Here is a 16,763-nt window from a genome sequence, read left to right as displayed (position 1 = left end):
CGGCGGTCCGATTGTCACAGGATTGACAAAAAGTCGTGCGATCGCGCGTCGAAGCGTCACATCGCCCGGTTCAACGGGCCGTGCCGCGGCCGGCGAGCCGGGCGTGCAGGATCAGCTCCATCTCCAGGCAGCGCCGCGGGTCGCGCAGGTCGTCCCCGAAGAGGTCCTGCAGATGGCGCAGCCGGTACCGGACGGTCTGCGGGTGGACGCGCAATCGGCGGCTCGCGTCGGCCGCGTTGAAGTTGTGCTCCAGCAGCGCCAGCAGCGTCTCCGCGAGCCGTTCCCGGCGGGCCGGCGGGACGGCGCTGAGCGGCGCCAGCCGGGTCGCGGCGGCGTCGTCGATCAGCTCCCCGGCCCGGGAGATCACCAGCGCGGGGACGTGCTCGGCGCTGCGGATCAGCCCGCCGTCCGGGATCACCCCGCGCGCCGCCAGCGCGAGGGTCTCGCGCGCCCACCGCAGCGAGTCCGCCGCGCGCGCGAGCGGGACCGCGGGCCCGATCGCGACCGACCAGTCGCGCAGCAGGGCGTCCGGCAGGCCGGCCCGTCCGGAGCCGTCCGGGTCGGGGACGAGCAGGCACGGCTCGGGCGCCGCGAAGTCGCACAGCAGGCCGCCGGCGACGGCGGCGGGCGCCCGGCCGGCGTCCTCGCGGCGCTGCCGCGCCACCGCGACCGCCACCGTCCGCGGCAGCGGCCAGCGGGCCTCGGCCGCCAGCGCCGCGATCCGCGCGGCGTCCGCCGGCGGCTCGGCGAGCAGCAGGTGCAGCAGCCGGGCCCGGCGGCGGCGCGCGGCGAGGTCGTCGGCCCCGCCGGCGCGCGCGGCGACCTCCGCCGCGTACCCGGCGGCGATCATCTCCGACACCGCCTCCATGTAGCAGAACTGGGCGTCCACGACGAGGCTGAGCGCGCCGACGTCGAGTTCGAGCCCGCCCGGCGCGGACGCGAGCGTCCGCCACGCGGCCAGCGCGGAGCGCCGCAGCGCCTGCTGGGTCTCCACCGGGTCGCGGCCGTCGCGCGCCTGGTGCCGACCGACCCGCAGGTAGAACGCCGCCACCCGGTCCCAGCCCGCGCCGGGGTCCTCGACGAGGTCGCAGAAGTGCCGGATCCCGGCGGCGATCCCGGCGCGCGCCCGGCCGGCCTCCTCCTCGCCCAGCGGCGGGTCGCCGTGCCGCAGCTCGTTCAGCACCTCGTCGGCCGCCCGGTCCACGTGCGGCCGCAGCCGCCGCGCCACCCACGCCGGGACGGCCTCGAAGACCCGCCCGTCCAACCCTGTTCGCACCACGCGTCGATCCCCCTGTCCCAGGTCCGCCGGTCCGGCGGCGCTCCCCAGGATCCCGGATGGGGACCCGATTCCGATTGTCGCTGAAATAAACCGTTCAGCGGTATTTCTTGGAGTCGACTGATAAAACCGCAGGTCGCACGGCATTTCCATTTCACCATTCTGGAAAATCCGACGGAAACGGCGGTGACCGTGCCCCCGGCAGGCCGGAGCCGTCGCGCGGGCGGCGGCCTTTCAGGATTGGAACGTGTTCAGGCCGGTGATCCGCCAGTGACCGGAATGGCGGGCGACGGTGACGGCGAGCATGGCGGGGGACGTGGTGCTCTTGCCGTCGCTGGTGCGGGTCGTCTGCTGGTCGGCGTAGACGAGGAGCCGGGCGCGGCCGTCTCGGAGGGTGATGACGGCGCTGTCGGTGACCTTGGTACTCAGGACGGTCTTCTCCCGCGGCGCGTCGGTGCGGACCTTGCCCATCAGCGCCGCGTACCGGCGGACGGCGTCCCCGGAGAGGTCGGTGCGGGCGGCGGCGTCGGTGCGGCCGGGGTCGTTGTAGTCGTAGGAGAACAGCGCGCCGACCATGTCGGCCACGGCGCCCTTGACCTGGCTGGTGGCGGCGCTGTCGGTGAGGGCGGTGTTCCGGACGGCCGGGTCGGCGCGGACGCCGTCCGCCTGCCGGTGCATCCAGATCCCGGACGCGGCGAGCAGCACGGCGAGCAGGCCGAGGACGGGAGGCGAGGCGGCGGCGGCCTTCCAGCGGGCGCCGCCGACGATGCGGGTGGTCTGCGCGGCCATGGCGGGCCGTCCTCTCACGTCGTGCCCGTCGGGGCCTGGCCGAGGTCGCTGAGCCGCCAGCCGCCGCCGCTGCGGGCGAGCCGGGCCTCCAGCCGGTTCTGCTTGGTGACGGGGGGGCCGTCCGGCGGGGTGACGGTGGTCTCGACGGCGACCAGCACGCTCGCCTTGCCGGACCGCTCGTCCAGTTCGGAGACGGCGGCGTCCAGGATCCTGGCCGTGGTGACGGTGCGGGCCTTGCGGACCTGGCCGGTGAAGGCGGCGCGGCCCTGGGCGATCTGCTGGTGGAGGTCGCCGGTGGTGGAGTCCAGCCAGCTCCTGAGTCCCGCGTCGACGGCGCGGTAGTCGAGGGTGTTGAGGTTCTGGACGCCCTGCTCGGCGCTCTGCAGGACGTCGTCGCGGGTCCGGGAGTAGGCGTAGGCGCCGTCGTGGGCGGCGGAGTACCAGTTCCAGCCGGCCCAGGCGGCGAAGAGCGCGGCGAGGACGGCGAGGCAGGCGGCCGTCCGCCGGACGGTGTCGTTCCGGTCTGCGGTTTCGGGCTGGGGCATCGCGGGCCTCCCGGTCACGCCGACTTCAGCTCGGTGATGCGCCAGTGGCCGCCGTCGCGGTGCGCGGTGACGGTGAGCTGGGCGGCGGCGGGGGTGCCGTCGGGCCTGCCGGCGCGGGTCGCGGTCTGGTCGAGGAACACCAGGAGCCGCGCGGTGTCGCCGACCAGGGAGACGACGCCGGCGCGGACGACGCGGGTGGCCAGGGTGACGCGCTGCGCGGGCGCCTGCCGCCGCACCTGGCCGAAGATCTGCTCGTACTGCGCTGCGGCGGAGCCGGTGAGCACCTCGGACGCGGCGCGCTGCGCGGCGTCCACGTCGGCGGGCGTGTAGCTGAAGATGCGGCTCAGCGCGGTGGACACGTCGCCGGTGACGTTGGTGGTGGCGACGCCGTCGAGGACGGCCCGGTCGTGCGGGGCGTCGTCGTCGCGGAGCCGGCCGGCGAGGGGGTGCAGGAGCAGCGCGGCGAGGACGAGCCCGAACGCGATCCCGAGCGGCTTGGAGAGGGCGAGGAGGCGGCTCATCGGGCACCGGCCGGGATCGAGGTGAGCGATTCGAGCTTCCAGCCGGACGCGGTCCGGACGACGCCGGCCTCGAAGCGCTTGCGCTGGAGGGTGGGCGCGCCGCCCTGCGGCGTGAGCTCGACCCGCACCGACGCGATGATCCGGGCCTTGCCGGCGGCGGTGTCGAGGGAGGTGACGGCGGCGCCGGTGACGGTCGCGGACGCGCTGGTCCGCGACGTGCCGATCTTGGCGCGGTTCTGCGGTTCGTCGCGCTGGAGCTGGTCGCGCAGGGGGCCGGTGGAGGCGTCCAGCCATGCCTTGAGCCCGCCGGACGGGTCGGCGCGGTCCATGGTGTTGAGCGCGGCGATCTCCCGCTCGCCGCTGCGCAGGACGATGCCGCGTTCGCGTTCGGGTCCGCTCTCGTGGCCGGTGCCGCCGTGGAGGAGGGTCCAGGCCGTCCAGCCGAGGAAGGCCGCGGCGGCGAGGACCGCGGTCCAGCCGATCAGGCCCCACCCGGCGAGCAGGGGCCGCCGTTTCGTGCGGGGCCGCGGCGGCGCCTCGGCCTTCGCGGTGGTGGCCATCAGTGCCCTCCCTGGAGGCCGAGCAGCGCGCTCATCCCCGACGGTCCCGGCGCCACGCCCGGCAGGGCCAGCGCCCCCGGCAGGGCGGACGCCGACGCCGCCGTCCCGCCGCCGAGCACCGAGCCGGGGCGCACCGCCGCCGGGACGGGCCGGTGCGGCGCGTTCGCCGCACCGCGCACGTTGACGCCGCTGGACGCGGGGGCCGTGCAGCGGGCCGCCGTGTTGAGGGCTGGCCCGGCGGACGTGTCGAGCCCGTTGCGGTACTCCGTCCCGCCGTATCCGGACGTGCAGGGCAGCGGGTTGAAGAAGGTGTTGACCATCCCGAAGCTGAGGCGGCCGTTCCGCGCGACGGTCAGGCCCATGGACACGGCGTCGGGGAGCTTGGCGAGGAGCTGTTCGAGGCCGTCCGTCCTCGGCTGGAGGACGCGGGAGGTGGTCAGCAGGTTCGCGACGAGGACGCTCATCGACGGGTCGAGGTCGCGGACGAGGCCCTGGAGCTCGCCGGCCGCGCCGGGCGCCGTCGACACCAGCTTGCGGAACGCCGGGTCGGACGCGCGCAGCTGCTGCGACAGCAGCCGGGCGTTCCGCCCGAACGCCTGGAGGGCGCCGGACTCCTCGTCCTGGGTGCGCAGGACGGTCTGGCCGTCGCCGATGAGCGAGCGGGTCGGTTCGATGTTGCGGTCGGCGGCCTCGGTGAGGGTGTGGCTGTTGTCCAGCAGGACCTGGAGGTTCGGGCCCTCGCCGGCGAAGGCCGTGCCGAGTTCGGCGACGACCGTCCGCAGCGAGCCGGTCGGGACGGACGCCGCGAGGTTGTTCACGCTGGTCAGCAGGTCGGTGACGGGCGCGGGGGTGGTGGCCGAGGAGCGCGGGATGACCGAGCCGGCGGCGAGGTAGGGCCCGGCGGCGGTGCGGGGCCGCAGGTCGAGGTACTGCTCACCGATCGCCGACCGGTTCGCCACGACGGCCCGGGTGTCGCGCGGCACCTTCGGCGCCGACTTGCGGATCCGCAGGTCGGCGATGACGCCGTCGCCGGTGAGCTCCAGGCCCCCGACGCGTCCGACCGACGTGCCGCGGTAGGTGACGTCGGCGTTCTTCGCCAGCCCGCCCGCCTCGGGCAGGTCGACCTTGACGACGTAGTAGTTCTGCAGCCCGACGTATCCGCCGAGGTCGGCGTAGTTCAGGCCGACGTAGCACATCGCGAGCGCGCCGACGATCAGGAAGACGACGTTCTTGATCCTGGTGCCGATGGTCAGCATCCGGTCAGCCCCCTTGCCCCGTCGAACCGCCGCCCGCCGAACCGCCGCCTGCCGGGCCGCCGCCCGCCGAGCCGCTCGGCTTGCCGTCCCCGGCCGTGGGCAGCGGCGCGATCGGCGGCACGATCTGCGTCCCCGGCTGCGCGGTGACCTGGAGATAGACGTTCAGGTAGTCGCCCTTGATCGCGGGCAGGACCGCGTCGGTGAACGGGTAGGTGAGCAGCACCTGCAGCGCGTTCGGCAGGTCGTGCCCGGCGTCCGACAGCTTGCGCAGCGTCGGTTCCAGCGCCTTCAGGTCGGCGACGAGGTCGTCCTGGCTCCGCCGGACGGTCGTCACGGCGACGCCGGACAGGTCGTTCAGCGAGTTCAGCATCCGCACGAGCGCGCCGCGCTGCTCCTCCAGCACCTTCAGGCCGGGTTCGAGGTCGTCGAGCGCGACGCCGATCTGCCCCTGGCGGGCGCGCAGGGTCGCCGACAGCCGGTTGACGCCGTCCAGCGCGTCGGTGATGCCCTTCCGGTTGGCGTCGAGGTCGCCGACGAGCCTGCGCGCCTGCTCCAGCAGCGAGCGGATCCGCGGCTCGTTGCCGTCGAGGGCCTTGTTCATCTCGGTGGTGATGGTGCGCAGCTGCGCGATCCCGCCGCCGTTGAGCAGCAGCGACAGCGCGCCGAACACCTCCTCGACCTCCGGGTTGCGGTTGGTGCGCGACACCGGGATCACCGCGCCGTCCGCGAGCCTTCCCGGGCTCGCGGACGGCGCGGGCCCGCCCGGCGCGGCACCGCCCGGCGCGGCGGGGCCAGCCGGGAGCCCGGTGTCTCGCGGTGCTGCGCTGAGCTGGACGAACTTCTCGCCCAGCAGGCTCGACTGCTCCAGCTGCGCGGCGGCGTCCGCGGGCAGCCGGACGTCGCCGTTGATCTTCATGGTGACCTCGGCGGTCCAGCCGCCGGCCGGCAGCGACACCTTCACCACCCGCCCGACCGCGACGTCGTTGACCTTCACCGCCGACTGCGGGACGAGGTTCAGCACGTTCGCGAACTGCGCCTTCACCGTGTACGGGTGGTCGCCGAGGTCGGCGCCGCCGGGCAGCGGCAGGTCCTGGACGCCGGAGAAGCCGCCCAGCGCGCCGGCGGGGCCGCAGCCGCCGAGCGTCGCCGCGGCGAGCACGGCGAGCGCGGCGGCCGGTGCCGCGTTCCGGACGCGCCGCAGGTGCGCGCGGCTCATGGCGCCCCCTTCCCCGCACCGCCCGCGGGCGCGGCCCGGCCGGCCGCCGGCAGCGGCAGGCTCATCTCGTCGAGGTCGCCGCGGCCCATCAGCGTCCGGCTCCTCGGGTCGTAGGCGTTCAGGACGTTGGTGACGTTCAGCGGCTGGACGTCCAGCGCCTCGGCCAGCGACCGCCGCTGGTCGGCGAGCAGCTGCGTGATCTTCGAGAGCTTCCGCACGTTCGTGCTGATCTGCTCGCGGTTGTCGTGGATGAACACCTTGACCCTGGCGAGCGCGGCGGCCAGCTCCTTCAGCGCCGCGTCCAGTTCGTGCCGGTCGTCGGCGAGGAACCCGGACACGTCCGCGAGCTGCCGCTCGGCCTGCCGGACCTGCCCGTCGTTCGTCTTCAGCATCGTGGTGAACGTCGACAGGTTGGAGATCGTCGCGAACAGGTCCTTCTGCGAGCCCGACAGGGTCTTGGCGGCCTGCGCCATCCGCTCGGTGGTGGTGCGGATGTCCCGGCCGTTGCCCTGGAGGTTCTCGGCGCCGGTGCCGAGGACGCGGGAGAGCGCGCCGTCCTTGTTCACGCCGTTCGGGCCGAGCTCGTCCGACAGCTTCCGGACGCTGTCGTAGATCTGGTCGAGCTCGACGGGCGTCGCCGTCCGCTCGGCGGGGATCGTCGCGCCGCTCGCCATCTTCGGGCCGCCGGTGTAGGCGGGGGTGAGCTGGACGTACCGGTCCGCGACCAGGCTCGGCGCGATCGCGACGGCCTTCGCGTCCGCCGGGACGACGATCCCGTGGTCGACCGTCATCACCGCCCTGACCTGCGTCCCCTGCGCCCGGACGGAGTTGACCGTGCCGACCTTCACGCCGAGGACCCGCACGTCCGAGCCCTTGTAGACGCCGACGGCGTCGTGGAAGTAGACGGTGACCCGGGTGCCCGCCGGCGGGCGCAGCACGACGAACGCGACGGCGGCCGCGGCGATGACGGCGAGCCCGGCGGCCACCAGCGACGCCGGACCGGCCAGCTTGCGCAGCATCAGTGCCCGCCCTTCTCGGGCGGCATGCAGCCCTTGTCCGGTGTGGTCTTCGGCGCGTACTCCTTCGGGACGAGCCCGCACAGGTACCCGTCCATCCAGCGGCCGTTGCCCATCGTGTTGCCGAGCAGCCGCGTGTACGGGCCGGCCGTCCTCAGCGCGCGGTCCAGGTTGTCCTGGTTCTTCTGGAGCAGGTCGGTGACGCGGCCGAGCGCGCGCAGCGTCGGGTCGAGCTGCTCCTGGTTGTCGTCGACGAGCCCGGTGATCTGCTGCGACAGCGACTGCGTGCCGACGAGCAGCCCGTGGATCGCCTCGCGGCGCCGGCCGATCTCGGTGAGCAGCAGGTTCCCGTCGCGCAGCAGCGCCTGGACGTCCTGCGTGTGGTCGGACACCGTCCCGGTGATCTGCCGGGTGTTGGCGAGCAGCCGGGACAGCTGCGAGTCCCGCGACGAGATCGTCTTCGACAGCGCGGACACGCCGGTCAGTGCCTGCCGGACGCTCGGCGCGGTGTGCGCGAACGCGCCGGAGATCGCGTCGAGGCTCTGCGCGAGCTTCGCCGAGTCGAGCTGCCCGGTCGTCGTGGCGAGGTCCTGGAACGCCTGCGTCACGTCGTAGGGCGACGTCGTCCGGTCGAGCGGGATGGTGTCCCCCGGGTCCTGCCGGCGCGGGCCGAGCGGGTCGACCGCGAGGTACTTGTCGCCGAGCAGCGTCTTGATCGCGATCGCGACGGTGCTGGCGTCGCCGACCCAGGCGCCCTTCACCCGGAACGACACCGCGACCTTCGCGCCGTCCAGCCGGACGCCGGTGACCTCGCCGACCTTCACGCCCGCGACCCGCACCTCGTTGCCGGACCGCAGCCCGGCCGCCTCGCCGAAGTCGGCGGTGTAGCGGGTGCCGCCGCCGATCACCGGCAGGTTCCTGGCGTTGAACGCCGCCAGCCCGCCCGCGACGATGAGCGTGATCGACACGATCGCGACGAGGACCGGGTTGCGCTCCCGGACGGGCTTCAGCCGCGGCCGCCTCATGACCCGCACCTCGCCGCGTCCGAGTGCACGCCGGTCGGCGCCGGGTGGGTCTCGCCCGGGTACTGCTTGTAGGTCACCCCGGTCACGGACGCCTCGCACATGTAGAAGTTCATCCACGACCCGTACGAGCCGATCCGGCCGATCGCCGCCATCTTCACCGGCAGCGTCCGCAGGAACCGGTCGATCGTCGGGGAGTCGTCGTTGAGGTTGGCGGACAGCCGCCCGAGCTGCGCGATGTCCTGCTTGAGCGGCGCGCGGCCCTCCTGGAGGAGGCCGGTGGTGACCCCGGCGAGGTCGTCCAGCGCGCTGATCGCGTTCCCGATGGACGTCCGGTCGCCCGCGAGGCCCGACACGAGCCGCCGCAGCGTCGCGATCAGGCTCGACAGGTTGTCGCCGCGCCCGTTGACCGTGTCGAGCACGGTGTTGAGGTTGTCGATGACCTGCCCGATGACCTGGTCCTTGTCGGCGATGCCGCGGGTCAGGGTCCCGACCGTGGACAGCAGGTCCTCGACCGTGCCGCCCTCGCCCTGGAGCACCTGGACGATCGACCCGGCGAGCTGGTTGACGTCCTTCGGCGACAGCGCCTGGAACAGCGGCTGGAAGCCGTTGAACAGCTGCGTCAGGTTCAGCGCCGGGGCCGTCCGCTCGACCGGGATCGTCGCGCCCGGCCGCAGCGTGCCGGTGCCGCCCGTCCCGCGGCCGATCTCGACGTACCGCTGCCCGATCAGGTTCAGGTACTTGATCGTCGCGGTGGACGCGGCGGGCAGCCGGTGCCCGCGCCCGACGGTGAACGTCACCAGCGCCTGCCGGCGGCCGGCGACCCTGATCCCGGCGACCCGGCCGACCTCGACGCCCGCGATCCGCACGCCGTCGCCGTCGCGCAGCCCGGACGCGTCGGTGAACCGCGCCTTGTAGGTGACGGTCCCGCCGCCCCCGGTCTGCGTGATGCTGAGCGCCAGCAGCGCCGTCGCGACGACCGTCACCACGACGAACACCAGCGACTTCACCAGCGGCCCGGCCAGTCCCCTCCGGTTCACTTGAGCCTCACCTCCGTGCCGCGGTAGACGGGGCCGAGCAGCACGCTGCTCCAGTCGGGCAGGTCCTCGGGCACCTCCTGGAGGCCGGCCGCGAGCAGCTCGTTGACCAGCCGGTTCTCCTCCGGGGAGTTCGGCAGGCCGAGCGCGCCGGGCGCCACCGCGACCGGCGTGGCCGCGTTCGGCGGCGCGGACTTCGCCGCGGCGCCGGCCGGGTAGCAGTGCGGCCCGCTCCGGTCGGTGTAGCGGGGCGCGTCCTTGCCGGGGACGTACCGGCCCTTGTTCCGGACGGTCGTCACGTCGACGTGCAGGCCCGGACGGTCCGTGCCCTTGCCGAGGACCTTGTCCATCAGCGGGATGAAGTCGTTCAGCATCCGCAGCGTGCAGGGCAGTTCCGGCGAGTACTTCTGCAGGACCTGGAGCGACGCGCGGCTGTCGGCCGCGAGCGCGATGAAGTTGGCCGAGTTCTCGTGAAGGAAGTCGGACATGTCCTGCGAGGCGCCGGTGACGGTCTCGTACAGCCGGCTCAGCTCGGTGCGCTGCTGGACGATCGAGCGCGTCGTGTAGCCGAAGTCGTTGAGCGCCTGGAGGATGTCGGGCGTCGCCTCGGCGTAGTCGTTGCTGACCGCGACGAGCTCCCGGATGTCCCGGTTCAGCGCGGGCAGGCTCGGGTTGATCTTCTTGAGGTAGCCGTCCAGCTCGACGAGGGTGTCGCCGAGCTGCTCGCCGCGCCCGCTCAGCGCCTGCGACACCGCGGTCAGCGTCGCCGACAGCTGCGCCGGCTGCACGGCGGTGAGCAGCGGATACAGGTTGTCCATCACCCGCTGCAGCTCGATCGCGTTGGACGAGCGGTCCTGGCCGATCGTGCTCCCCGCCGTCAGCCGCGCCGGGCTCGGCTGCGCCGGCGGGATCAGCGCGACGAACCGCTGCCCGAACAGCGTCGTCGGCAGCAGCTGGGCCGTGACGTTGCGCGGCAGCAGCTTCACCTTGTCCGGCTGGATCGCCAGCTTCAGCGTCGCGACGCCGCCGTTGGACGACACCGTCCGCACCTCGCCGACCACGACGCCGCGCAGCTTCACGTCCGCGTGCGGGTGCATCTCGCTGCCCGCGCTCGCCGTCTTCAGCGTCACCCAGCTCGCCCTGGTGAACGCCTTGTCGTAGATCGCGATCGAGAGCCAGACCAGCAGCGCGGGCACCAGCAGGAACGCCACCCCGGCCAGCCGCCGCGCGGCGACCCGCTCGCGCCCCGCCCGCCGCCCGCGGGCCTCCCGCCGGGCGCTCATCCGGCGACCTTCACCGTCGTGTTGGTGCCCCAGACCGCGAGGCTGAAGAAGAAGTCGCTCACGCTGATCAGCACGATCGACGTGCGGACCGCGCGGCCGACGGCCTTCCCCACCCCCGCGGGGCCGCCGGCCGCGCGGTAGCCGTAGTAGCAGTGCGACAGGATCACCAGGACGCTGAAGACCAGCACCTTCAGGAACGACAGCACCACGTCCGCCGGCGACAGGAACAGCCCGAAGTAGTGGTCGTAGGTGCCCGCCGACTGCCCGTTCACCTTCACCGTGACCTCGCGGGACGCCAGGTACGCGCACATCAGCCCGATCGCGTACAGCGGGACGATCGCGACCGCGCCGGCGATGATCCGGGTCGTCACCAGGTACGGCAGGCTCGGGATGCCCATGACCTCCAGGGCGTCGACCTCGTCGCTGATCCGCATCGCGCCGAGCTGCGCGGTGAACCCGGCGCCGACCGTCGCCGACAGGGCGAGGCCCGACACCACCGGCGCGATCTCCCGCGTGTTGATGTAGGCGGACGCGAACCCGGTGAACGCCGACGTGCCGATCTGCTGGAGCGCGGAGTAGCCCTGCATGCCGACGACGACGCCGGTCGCGAGGGTCATCGCGACCATCACGCCGATCGTCCCGCCGACCACGCCGAGACCGCCGCTGCCGAAGGCGACCTCCGACAGCAGCCGCTGCACCTCCTTGCGGTAGCGGTGCAGGGCGCGCGGCGTCCACAGGAGCGCCTTGACGTAGAAGGTGCCCTGGTCACCGGGCTGGTCGAGCCACGCGAACCACCGGTTCGGGCCGCCGCGTACCGCCGTCAGCAGGCTCATCGCTCAGCCTCCCTTCGGCGGGACGACCTGCAGGTAGATCCCGGTGATCACGAGGTTCATCAGGAACAGCAGCAGGAACGTGATGACGACGGACTGGTTGACGACGTCGCCGACGCCCTTCGGCCCGCCCTTCGGGTTCAGCCCCCGGTACGCGGCGACGACGCCCGCGACGAACCCGAACAGCAGCGCCTTCGCCTCGCCCACGTAGATGTCGGGGAGCTGCGCCAGGGCGGAGAAGCTCGCCACGTACGCGCCGGGCGTGCCGCCCTGCATCATGACGTTGAAGTAGTAGCCGCCCGCGACGCCGACGACCGAGACCAGCCCGTTCAGCAGCAGCGCGACGGCGACGCACGCGAGCACGCGGGGCACGACGAGGCGCTGGACCGGCGAGACGCCGAGCACCTCCATCGCGTCCAGCTCCTCGCGGATCGTCCGGGCGCCGATGTCCGCGCAGATCGTCGAGCCCGCCACCCCGGACACCAGCAGCGCCACGATCATCGGGCTGGCCTGCTGGATCACCACCAGCACGCTGGCCGCGCCGGTGAACGACTGCGCGCCGAACTGCTGGGTGAGCGAGCCGACCTGCAGCGAGGTCACCGCGCCGAACGGGATGGACACCAGCGCGGTCGGCAGGATCGTCACGCTGGCGATGAACCAGAACTGCTCGACGAACTCGCGGAACTGGAACGGCCGGCGGAACGCCATGCCGAGCACGGTGGCGCCGAGCGCGAACAGCCGCCCCGCCTGGCGCAGCGCGCCCAGCGGGAATTCGATGACCGGTACCGCCACGGCCGGGCCTCCTTTCGCGTTTCGCAGGGTCCGAGGAAAACTACTGGCGGGTAAATTCGGTTCGCAAGAACTCGGGGGACGAAAATCCTTTGGCCGGTGCCTTTCTATCCCGAACTGACATGTTCTCGATGATCACCGGTATTTATTTGGCGCCGGGCAACACGTTCACCGGCCGCCCGGAGAGGGCGCGCGAACGGCGCGGAACCGGCTATCGTCAGGGCCCCACCCCGCGGGAAGGAACCGAAGTGAACCGACGTCGCCTCGCAGTCCTGCTGCTCGCGCCGGCGCTCTCCCTCACCGCCTGCGGCGGCGGTGGCGACGGCAAGAGCGCCTCGCCCTCCCCGTCCGGGCCGGCCCCGGAGGCGAGCTCGGGCATCACCTTCCCGTCCAGCCCCGGCGGCGGGTCCGGCGGCGGAGGCGGCGGCACCGGCGGATCGGCCGCGTCCCCCGGCGCCCCGCAGGTCTCCTCCGCGCCGACCAAGGTCGTCAACGACTTCGTGGCCTGCATGCGCGCGCACGGCGTCAAGGTGCCCGACGACGTGAGCCACTGGCAGCCCACGTCCAGCCCGGGCGACACCAAGATGCAGGCCGCGCTCCTCGCCTGCATGAAGTCCGCCGGCGCGAAGTGACCTCCAGGGTCCCCGCCGCACGGGTCAGCCCGGCTTGGTGGTCTGGCAGGCGGGGGCCTTGGCGAACGCGGCGTTCAGCTTGGGGTCCCTGCGGAAGTCCTGCTGCGGCCCCTGGTAGGTGTTGTACTGCGCGAACACGGTGCCGACCTGCTTCACCGCGGTCTGCAGCGACTTCTTGTCGGTGACCTTCGCCCGCTGGAGCCGCTTGGAGGCGGTGCTGACCGACGAGTGGGTCCGGGTGAGGTTGCCCATGGCCGTCGTGAACAGCTGCTTGCCGTTCGGCACCGGCGGCGCCCCCACGCCCTGGAGGTTCATCTCCAGCGTCCCCATCCGCTTGCCGATGCCGTCGAGGAGCTTCGTCAGGGACCGCTTGTCCGTCAGCACGTCCGCCGAGTTCAGCTTCGGCACCGACAGCGCGCTCGTCCTGGCCATCGCGGTGCAGACGTTCCCGGCCCAGGCCACCTCGGGACCGGCCTGGTCCTTCTTGCCGTCCGAGCCGCATCCGGCCACGGAGCAGGCGGCCGTACCGGCCAGCACCGCTCCGGCGATCAATCGCCGAACCATTTCCTTCTCCTTCTCGACTGCGCCGGTGCCGAGCTGAGACCGGCCGATGAATTCCCCGATGGGACCGCGGTCAGCAGTTGGAGGTCGCCGGCTTTCCGGCGAACCGGTCGGCGAGAAATGCCATCGCGTCCTGGTCGCCGCGGTAGACGAGCGTGATATGGCTGACCTTGTCCCAGGTCTTCCACGTCTCCTGGACGCCGAGCCTGCAGTAGTTGTCGCGCAGTTCCTTGGCCTGGCCGAAGGCGACGATCTCGTCGGCGGTGGAGTGGTACTGGAACACCGGGACCTTGACGGGGTCGGCGCCGAGCGTGTTCTCCGCGACCCGCGCCAGCCAGTCCTCGTTCCCGTAGGGGCTGGAGGTGAAGTAGTCCGGGACGGTCTTGCCCTGGTAGTCCAGCAGCAGTTCCAGCGTGCAGACGTTGCCCTGGAAATCGGCCAGCATCGCCTTCCCGGCGTCGTTGGCGTACGAGGCGAGCTTCAGCTCCGGGTAGGCGTTGTCCATGCCGACCATCGAGTACAGGAGGAACCCGAACGGCTTCGCGCCCTCCAGCGGGGCACCCACCGCCGCGAGGTCGGACGGCACCCCGCCGCCGACGACGCCGGCGAGCTTCAACTCCGGCGCGTAGCCCGGCTGCTTCTGGCCCGCCCACATCGCGGCGGCGCCGCCCTGCGAGTAGCCGCGGAACGCGACCTGCGCGGACGCGGACAGGCCCGACTCCGGCAGCCGCTGCGCGGCGCGGACGGCGTCGATCAGGTCGTAGCCCATCGAGTTGACCACGTACGTCGTCGTGGGGTTCTCGTGGTACCCCTGGTAGTCGGTCTCGGCGACGGCGTAGCCGGCCTGGAGCATCTCGTTGACGGCGGACTGCTCGTAGAAGGCGCCCTGGTCGATGAACCTCGACGGCGCGCAGCGGAACGCGGGGCCGCTCGTCCCGGGGCCGAACCCGACGATCGGCGCCTTGGCCGGGTCGGCGTTCTTCGGCACCAGCACCATCCCGGTGACCGCGGCGGGCTTGCCGAGCGCGTCCGTCGACAGGTACATGACCTGCCAGGCGTTGGCGAGGTCCCGCGCGGCGGGCGGGCCCGCCTTGGCGGGACGGGCCCGGATGACGTCGCCGGGCTTGCCCGCGGGCAGCGGCGACGGCGGGGTGTAGAACGCGTCGCCGGCCGGGCCGGGATCGGTCGCCGCGGGCGCGGCCGCGGGCGCGGCCGCGGCGGGCGCGGCCGGTGCGGCGCTCGCGGGGGCGGCGGGGGCCGTCCCGAGCGCGGCGACCAGCGCGACGGCGGCGGCCGCGGGGGCGAGGAGCGCCCGGCCGCGGCGCGGGAGCGCGATGTGCTTCGGCATCTCCTGGCCTCCTAGCTGCCGGACTTCGGGGTGAGCGCCAGGTCGGCGGTGTTGCCGGTCCCGGCGACGAGCGGGCTGAGCAGGCCGGTGACGGGACCGCAGCCGGTCAGGGCCGCCAGGTCGTATCCGCCCTTGAGCGCGCCGCCCTTGACCGGGTCGAACGTCCCGGCGGAGGCGAGCTTCAGGTCGGACGGGGCGGTGGTCTGGCACTGGTCGCCGCCGCCGATCGGGACGATGCCGAACGCGGTGAACGAGGACGCCTTCACGAGCACCTTGGTGTCCGTGCTGAGCGCGCCGCCGGCGTAGGTGCCGGTGGTGGGTCCCTGGTTCGCGAACGTGAGGTGCGCGGTCACCGGCAGGAAGCCGAACGCCTGGAGGGCCGCGTCGGCCGGGTCGAGCGCGAGGTCGCCGGTGACGGCGCCGGTGTCCGGGGCGACCTGCGTGTTGAGGGAGCCGGTCAGCGGCACGGTCCCGTTCGACGCCTTGATCGTGGTGGTGCCCTTGAGCGTGTAGGCGTGGCTCGACGGGCCGGCCGCGTCGGTGGTCACGGTGACGGGGTCGCTGGCGTCCGAGACGTTGCCCTTGCCGTCCTTGGCCTTGACCGTGAAGGTGTAGCTCGTCTTGGGGGTCAGGTTCGGGACGGTGGCGGTGGTGCCGGTGGAGCTCGCGACGACGGCGCCGTTGCTGTAGACGTCGTAGCCGGTGACCGTCCCGCCGGTCTCGGTGGACGCGCCCCATTTGAGCGTCACGCTCGTCGAGGTGTGGGCGGTGACCGCCGGCGTGCCGGGCTTGGACGGCCCCTGCGCGCCCGGAAGCGTGATCTGGAAGCCGGCGAGGACGTTGTTCTGGCCGGGGTCCTGGGTGCATTCGGACTGGAACGTGCCGAGGCCGGTGGGGCCGCCGTCGTCCGTGCGCGGGGTGAGGGTCAGCACGAGGTTCCCGACCGTCACCTTCCCGGGCCCGGCCTGGGTGAAGGTCAGGTCGGGGGACGTCCCCTTCCCGCGCACCGTGAACCCTCCGGACGCGGGCAGCGCGGTCTTGTCGAGCGCGGAGTCGACCTGGACGGGGAGGCCGTCCGGCTCCTCGGGGACGGTCAGGGTCGCGTCCGCGAGCGCGTTCCCCTCCAGGGTGACGGAGTACAGCGCGCCGAGGGCGCGGGCGGACTCGGCGTTCACCGCCGACACCGAGTCGACCGTGAAGCCGTTCATCTGCTGTCCGACCTCGACCGAGGACGGGACGTCCGCGGTGAGGTCCACGTGCACGGGCTCGGGGCCGAGCAGCGGGAAGGTGCAGTGGTAGTCCAGCCCCAGCGTCACCTGCCCGGCCGCCGCGGGACCGGCGCCCGCGACACCGGCGAGGCCGGCGGCGGCCACGGCCGCCACGGCCGCGGCCAGGGCGGCTCCCGCCCTTCTGGCTCTGTTCCTGGTTCTCACTTGCCACCTCTCGGCGCTCCGCGCCCCTTGCGGGGAAGGCCCCCGCCGCACCTCCCGGTACGGCGGGGGCCGTCCTTCGTCGACCTTGCGTCCGCCGTCCCCGATCAGGACTTCGGCGTCAGGTTCAGGTCGATGGTGTTGCCGTCACCGGCGGTGAACAGGCTGAGGATGCCGGTCAGCGGCCCGCAGTTGTCGATGGACGACAGCGCGTAGGTGCCGCTGATCTTGCCGCCGACGCCCGGGTCGAAGAACTGCCCGTCGGCCGACTTCAGCGTGATGTCGGACGGCTTGGTCGTCTGGCACTTGTCGCCGCCGCCGATCGGGATGGCGCCGAAGACGTTGAACGTCGACAGCTTGGTGATCACCTTGGAGTTGGTGGTCAGCTGCCCGTCCTTGTAGAGGCCGGTCGTCGGGCCCTGGTTCACGAGCGCGATGTCCGAGGTCACCGGCAGGAAGCCGAGGATCTGGAAGTTGCCCTTGGTCGGGTTCAGCTTCAGGTCCGCGGTGACGGCGCCGCTGTCCAGGTTCAGGTCCGCGCCCACGGTGCCGCTCAGCGGCGCCGTCCCGTTCGGCGCCTTCACGAAGGTCTCGCCGGCGAGCGTGAAGTCGTAGTGCTCGCCGCCGTTACCCGGAGGCGTGGGGGTGGGGG

At 73.0% G+C, this 16,763-nt stretch carries 17 protein-coding genes and 1 pseudogene; 1 reads left to right on the top strand and 17 read right to left on the bottom strand.

Annotation, left to right across the window (positions count from 1 at the left end; translation table 11 throughout):
• Positions 1-70 precede the first annotated feature (70 nt).
• From ACA514_RS38500 to ACA514_RS38440, 13 genes are all read right to left on the bottom strand, one after another.
• Complete coding sequence (locus tag ACA514_RS38500; protein ID WP_375046232.1) at positions 71-1,279, bottom strand: helix-turn-helix domain-containing protein; 1,209 nt, start codon at positions 1,277-1,279, stop codon at positions 71-73.
• 231 nt (positions 1,280-1,510) lie between these two features.
• Positions 1,511-2,065, bottom strand: coding sequence for a hypothetical protein (locus tag ACA514_RS38495; RefSeq protein WP_375046231.1), 555 nt, complete (start codon positions 2,063-2,065; stop codon positions 1,511-1,513).
• Positions 2,066-2,079: 14 nt separating this feature from the next.
• Positions 2,080-2,610 carry a nuclear transport factor 2 family protein gene (locus tag ACA514_RS38490; RefSeq protein WP_375046230.1) on the bottom strand — a complete coding sequence of 177 codons (531 nt, stop codon included), beginning with the start codon at positions 2,608-2,610 and terminating at the stop codon, positions 2,080-2,082.
• Between the two features lie 14 nt (positions 2,611-2,624).
• Complete coding sequence (locus ACA514_RS38485) at positions 2,625-3,131, bottom strand: hypothetical protein (RefSeq protein ID WP_375046229.1); 507 nt, start codon at positions 3,129-3,131, stop codon at positions 2,625-2,627.
• Positions 3,128-3,691 carry a hypothetical protein gene (locus tag ACA514_RS38480; RefSeq protein ID WP_375046228.1) on the bottom strand — a complete coding sequence of 188 codons (564 nt, stop codon included), beginning with the start codon at positions 3,689-3,691 and terminating at the stop codon, positions 3,128-3,130. The genes ACA514_RS38485 and ACA514_RS38480 overlap by 4 nt, the downstream gene beginning before the upstream one ends.
• The gene (locus tag ACA514_RS38475) at positions 3,691-4,947 is read right to left on the bottom strand and encodes an MlaD family protein (protein ID WP_375046227.1); all 1,257 of its coding nucleotides are present in this window, start codon (positions 4,945-4,947) and stop codon (positions 3,691-3,693) included. Before ACA514_RS38475 ends, ACA514_RS38480 begins: the two co-directional genes overlap by 1 nt.
• Before the next feature lie 4 nt (positions 4,948-4,951).
• Positions 4,952-6,163: an MlaD family protein gene (locus ACA514_RS38470; protein WP_375046226.1), complete on the bottom strand. Its 1,212-nt coding sequence runs from the start codon at positions 6,161-6,163 to the stop codon at positions 4,952-4,954.
• The gene (locus tag ACA514_RS38465) at positions 6,160-7,182 is read right to left on the bottom strand and encodes an MCE family protein (protein ID WP_375046225.1); all 1,023 of its coding nucleotides are present in this window, start codon (positions 7,180-7,182) and stop codon (positions 6,160-6,162) included. The genes ACA514_RS38470 and ACA514_RS38465 overlap by 4 nt, the downstream gene beginning before the upstream one ends.
• Positions 7,182-8,204 (bottom strand): MCE family protein, encoded by a 1,023-nt coding sequence (locus tag ACA514_RS38460; RefSeq protein WP_375046224.1) that lies wholly within the window; start codon positions 8,202-8,204, stop codon positions 7,182-7,184. The genes ACA514_RS38465 and ACA514_RS38460 overlap by 1 nt, the downstream gene beginning before the upstream one ends.
• A complete protein-coding gene (locus tag ACA514_RS38455; protein ID WP_375046223.1) occupies positions 8,201-9,241 on the bottom strand; it encodes an MCE family protein in 1,041 nt (346 codons plus the stop codon). Before ACA514_RS38455 ends, ACA514_RS38460 begins: the two co-directional genes overlap by 4 nt.
• Entirely contained in the window at positions 9,238-10,521 is a 1,284-nt protein-coding gene (locus tag ACA514_RS38450) for an MCE family protein (protein ID WP_375046222.1), read from the bottom strand. Before ACA514_RS38450 ends, ACA514_RS38455 begins: the two co-directional genes overlap by 4 nt.
• Entirely contained in the window at positions 10,518-11,354 is an 837-nt protein-coding gene (locus ACA514_RS38445; RefSeq protein ID WP_375046221.1) for an ABC transporter permease, read from the bottom strand. Before ACA514_RS38445 ends, ACA514_RS38450 begins: the two co-directional genes overlap by 4 nt.
• 3 nt (positions 11,355-11,357) lie before the next feature.
• Positions 11,358-12,059, bottom strand: coding sequence for an MlaE family ABC transporter permease (locus ACA514_RS38440; protein WP_375046322.1), 702 nt, complete (start codon positions 12,057-12,059; stop codon positions 11,358-11,360).
• Between the two features lie 329 nt (positions 12,060-12,388).
• Between ACA514_RS38440 and ACA514_RS38435 the strand changes: the two genes are divergently transcribed.
• Positions 12,389-12,772 carry a hypothetical protein gene (locus ACA514_RS38435; RefSeq protein ID WP_375046220.1) on the top strand — a complete coding sequence of 128 codons (384 nt, stop codon included), beginning with the start codon at positions 12,389-12,391 and terminating at the stop codon, positions 12,770-12,772.
• Between the two features lie 24 nt (positions 12,773-12,796).
• On the opposite strand, the gene ACA514_RS38430 is transcribed toward ACA514_RS38435, so the two are convergent.
• From ACA514_RS38430 to ACA514_RS38415, 4 genes and pseudogenes are all read right to left on the bottom strand, one after another.
• Positions 12,797-13,336, bottom strand: a complete 540-nt coding sequence (locus ACA514_RS38430) for a hypothetical protein (RefSeq protein ID WP_375046219.1) — start codon at positions 13,334-13,336, stop codon at positions 12,797-12,799.
• A gap of 70 nt (positions 13,337-13,406) precedes the next feature.
• A complete protein-coding gene (locus ACA514_RS38425) occupies positions 13,407-14,681 on the bottom strand; it encodes a lipase family protein (protein ID WP_375046218.1) in 1,275 nt (424 codons plus the stop codon).
• Between the two features lie 11 nt (positions 14,682-14,692).
• Positions 14,693-16,114 (bottom strand): DUF6801 domain-containing protein, encoded by a 1,422-nt coding sequence (locus tag ACA514_RS38420; protein WP_375046217.1) that lies wholly within the window; start codon positions 16,112-16,114, stop codon positions 14,693-14,695.
• Positions 16,115-16,218: 104 nt separating this feature from the next.
• Positions 16,219-16,763 (bottom strand): annotated as a pseudogene (locus tag ACA514_RS38415) (fibronectin type III domain-containing protein); the annotation flags it as partial.

It is taken from the genome of Actinomadura sp. NTSP31 (assembly GCF_041951385.1).
Taxonomy (GTDB): Bacteria; Actinomycetota; Actinomycetes; order Streptosporangiales; family Streptosporangiaceae; genus Spirillospora; species Spirillospora napierensis.
The sequence above is the reverse complement of the archived record's forward strand: the minus strand, read 5'-3'. Positions and strand labels throughout refer to the sequence as shown.

Coding starts and splice junctions, on each gene's coding strand:
- ACA514_RS38465 (WP_375046225.1), bottom strand. CDS start 7,182: ATGCTGCGCAAGCTGGCCGGTCCGGCGTCGCTGGTGGCCGCCGGGCTC.
- ACA514_RS38460 (WP_375046224.1), bottom strand. CDS start 8,204: ATGAGGCGGCCGCGGCTGAAGCCCGTCCGGGAGCGCAACCCGGTCCTC.
- ACA514_RS38490 (WP_375046230.1), bottom strand. CDS start 2,610: ATGCCCCAGCCCGAAACCGCAGACCGGAACGACACCGTCCGGCGGACG.
- ACA514_RS38495 (WP_375046231.1), bottom strand. CDS start 2,065: ATGGCCGCGCAGACCACCCGCATCGTCGGCGGCGCCCGCTGGAAGGCC.
- ACA514_RS38445 (WP_375046221.1), bottom strand. CDS start 11,354: ATGAGCCTGCTGACGGCGGTACGCGGCGGCCCGAACCGGTGGTTCGCG.
- ACA514_RS38440 (WP_375046322.1), bottom strand. CDS start 12,059: ATGGCGTTCCGCCGGCCGTTCCAGTTCCGCGAGTTCGTCGAGCAGTTC.
- ACA514_RS38475 (WP_375046227.1), bottom strand. CDS start 4,947: ATGCTGACCATCGGCACCAGGATCAAGAACGTCGTCTTCCTGATCGTC.
- ACA514_RS38470 (WP_375046226.1), bottom strand. CDS start 6,163: ATGAGCCGCGCGCACCTGCGGCGCGTCCGGAACGCGGCACCGGCCGCC.
- ACA514_RS38430 (WP_375046219.1), bottom strand. CDS start 13,336: ATGGTTCGGCGATTGATCGCCGGAGCGGTGCTGGCCGGTACGGCCGCC.
- ACA514_RS38425 (WP_375046218.1), bottom strand. CDS start 14,681: ATGCCGAAGCACATCGCGCTCCCGCGCCGCGGCCGGGCGCTCCTCGCC.
- ACA514_RS38450 (WP_375046222.1), bottom strand. CDS start 10,521: ATGAGCGCCCGGCGGGAGGCCCGCGGGCGGCGGGCGGGGCGCGAGCGG.
- ACA514_RS38485 (WP_375046229.1), bottom strand. CDS start 3,131: ATGAGCCGCCTCCTCGCCCTCTCCAAGCCGCTCGGGATCGCGTTCGGG.
- ACA514_RS38480 (WP_375046228.1), bottom strand. CDS start 3,691: ATGGCCACCACCGCGAAGGCCGAGGCGCCGCCGCGGCCCCGCACGAAA.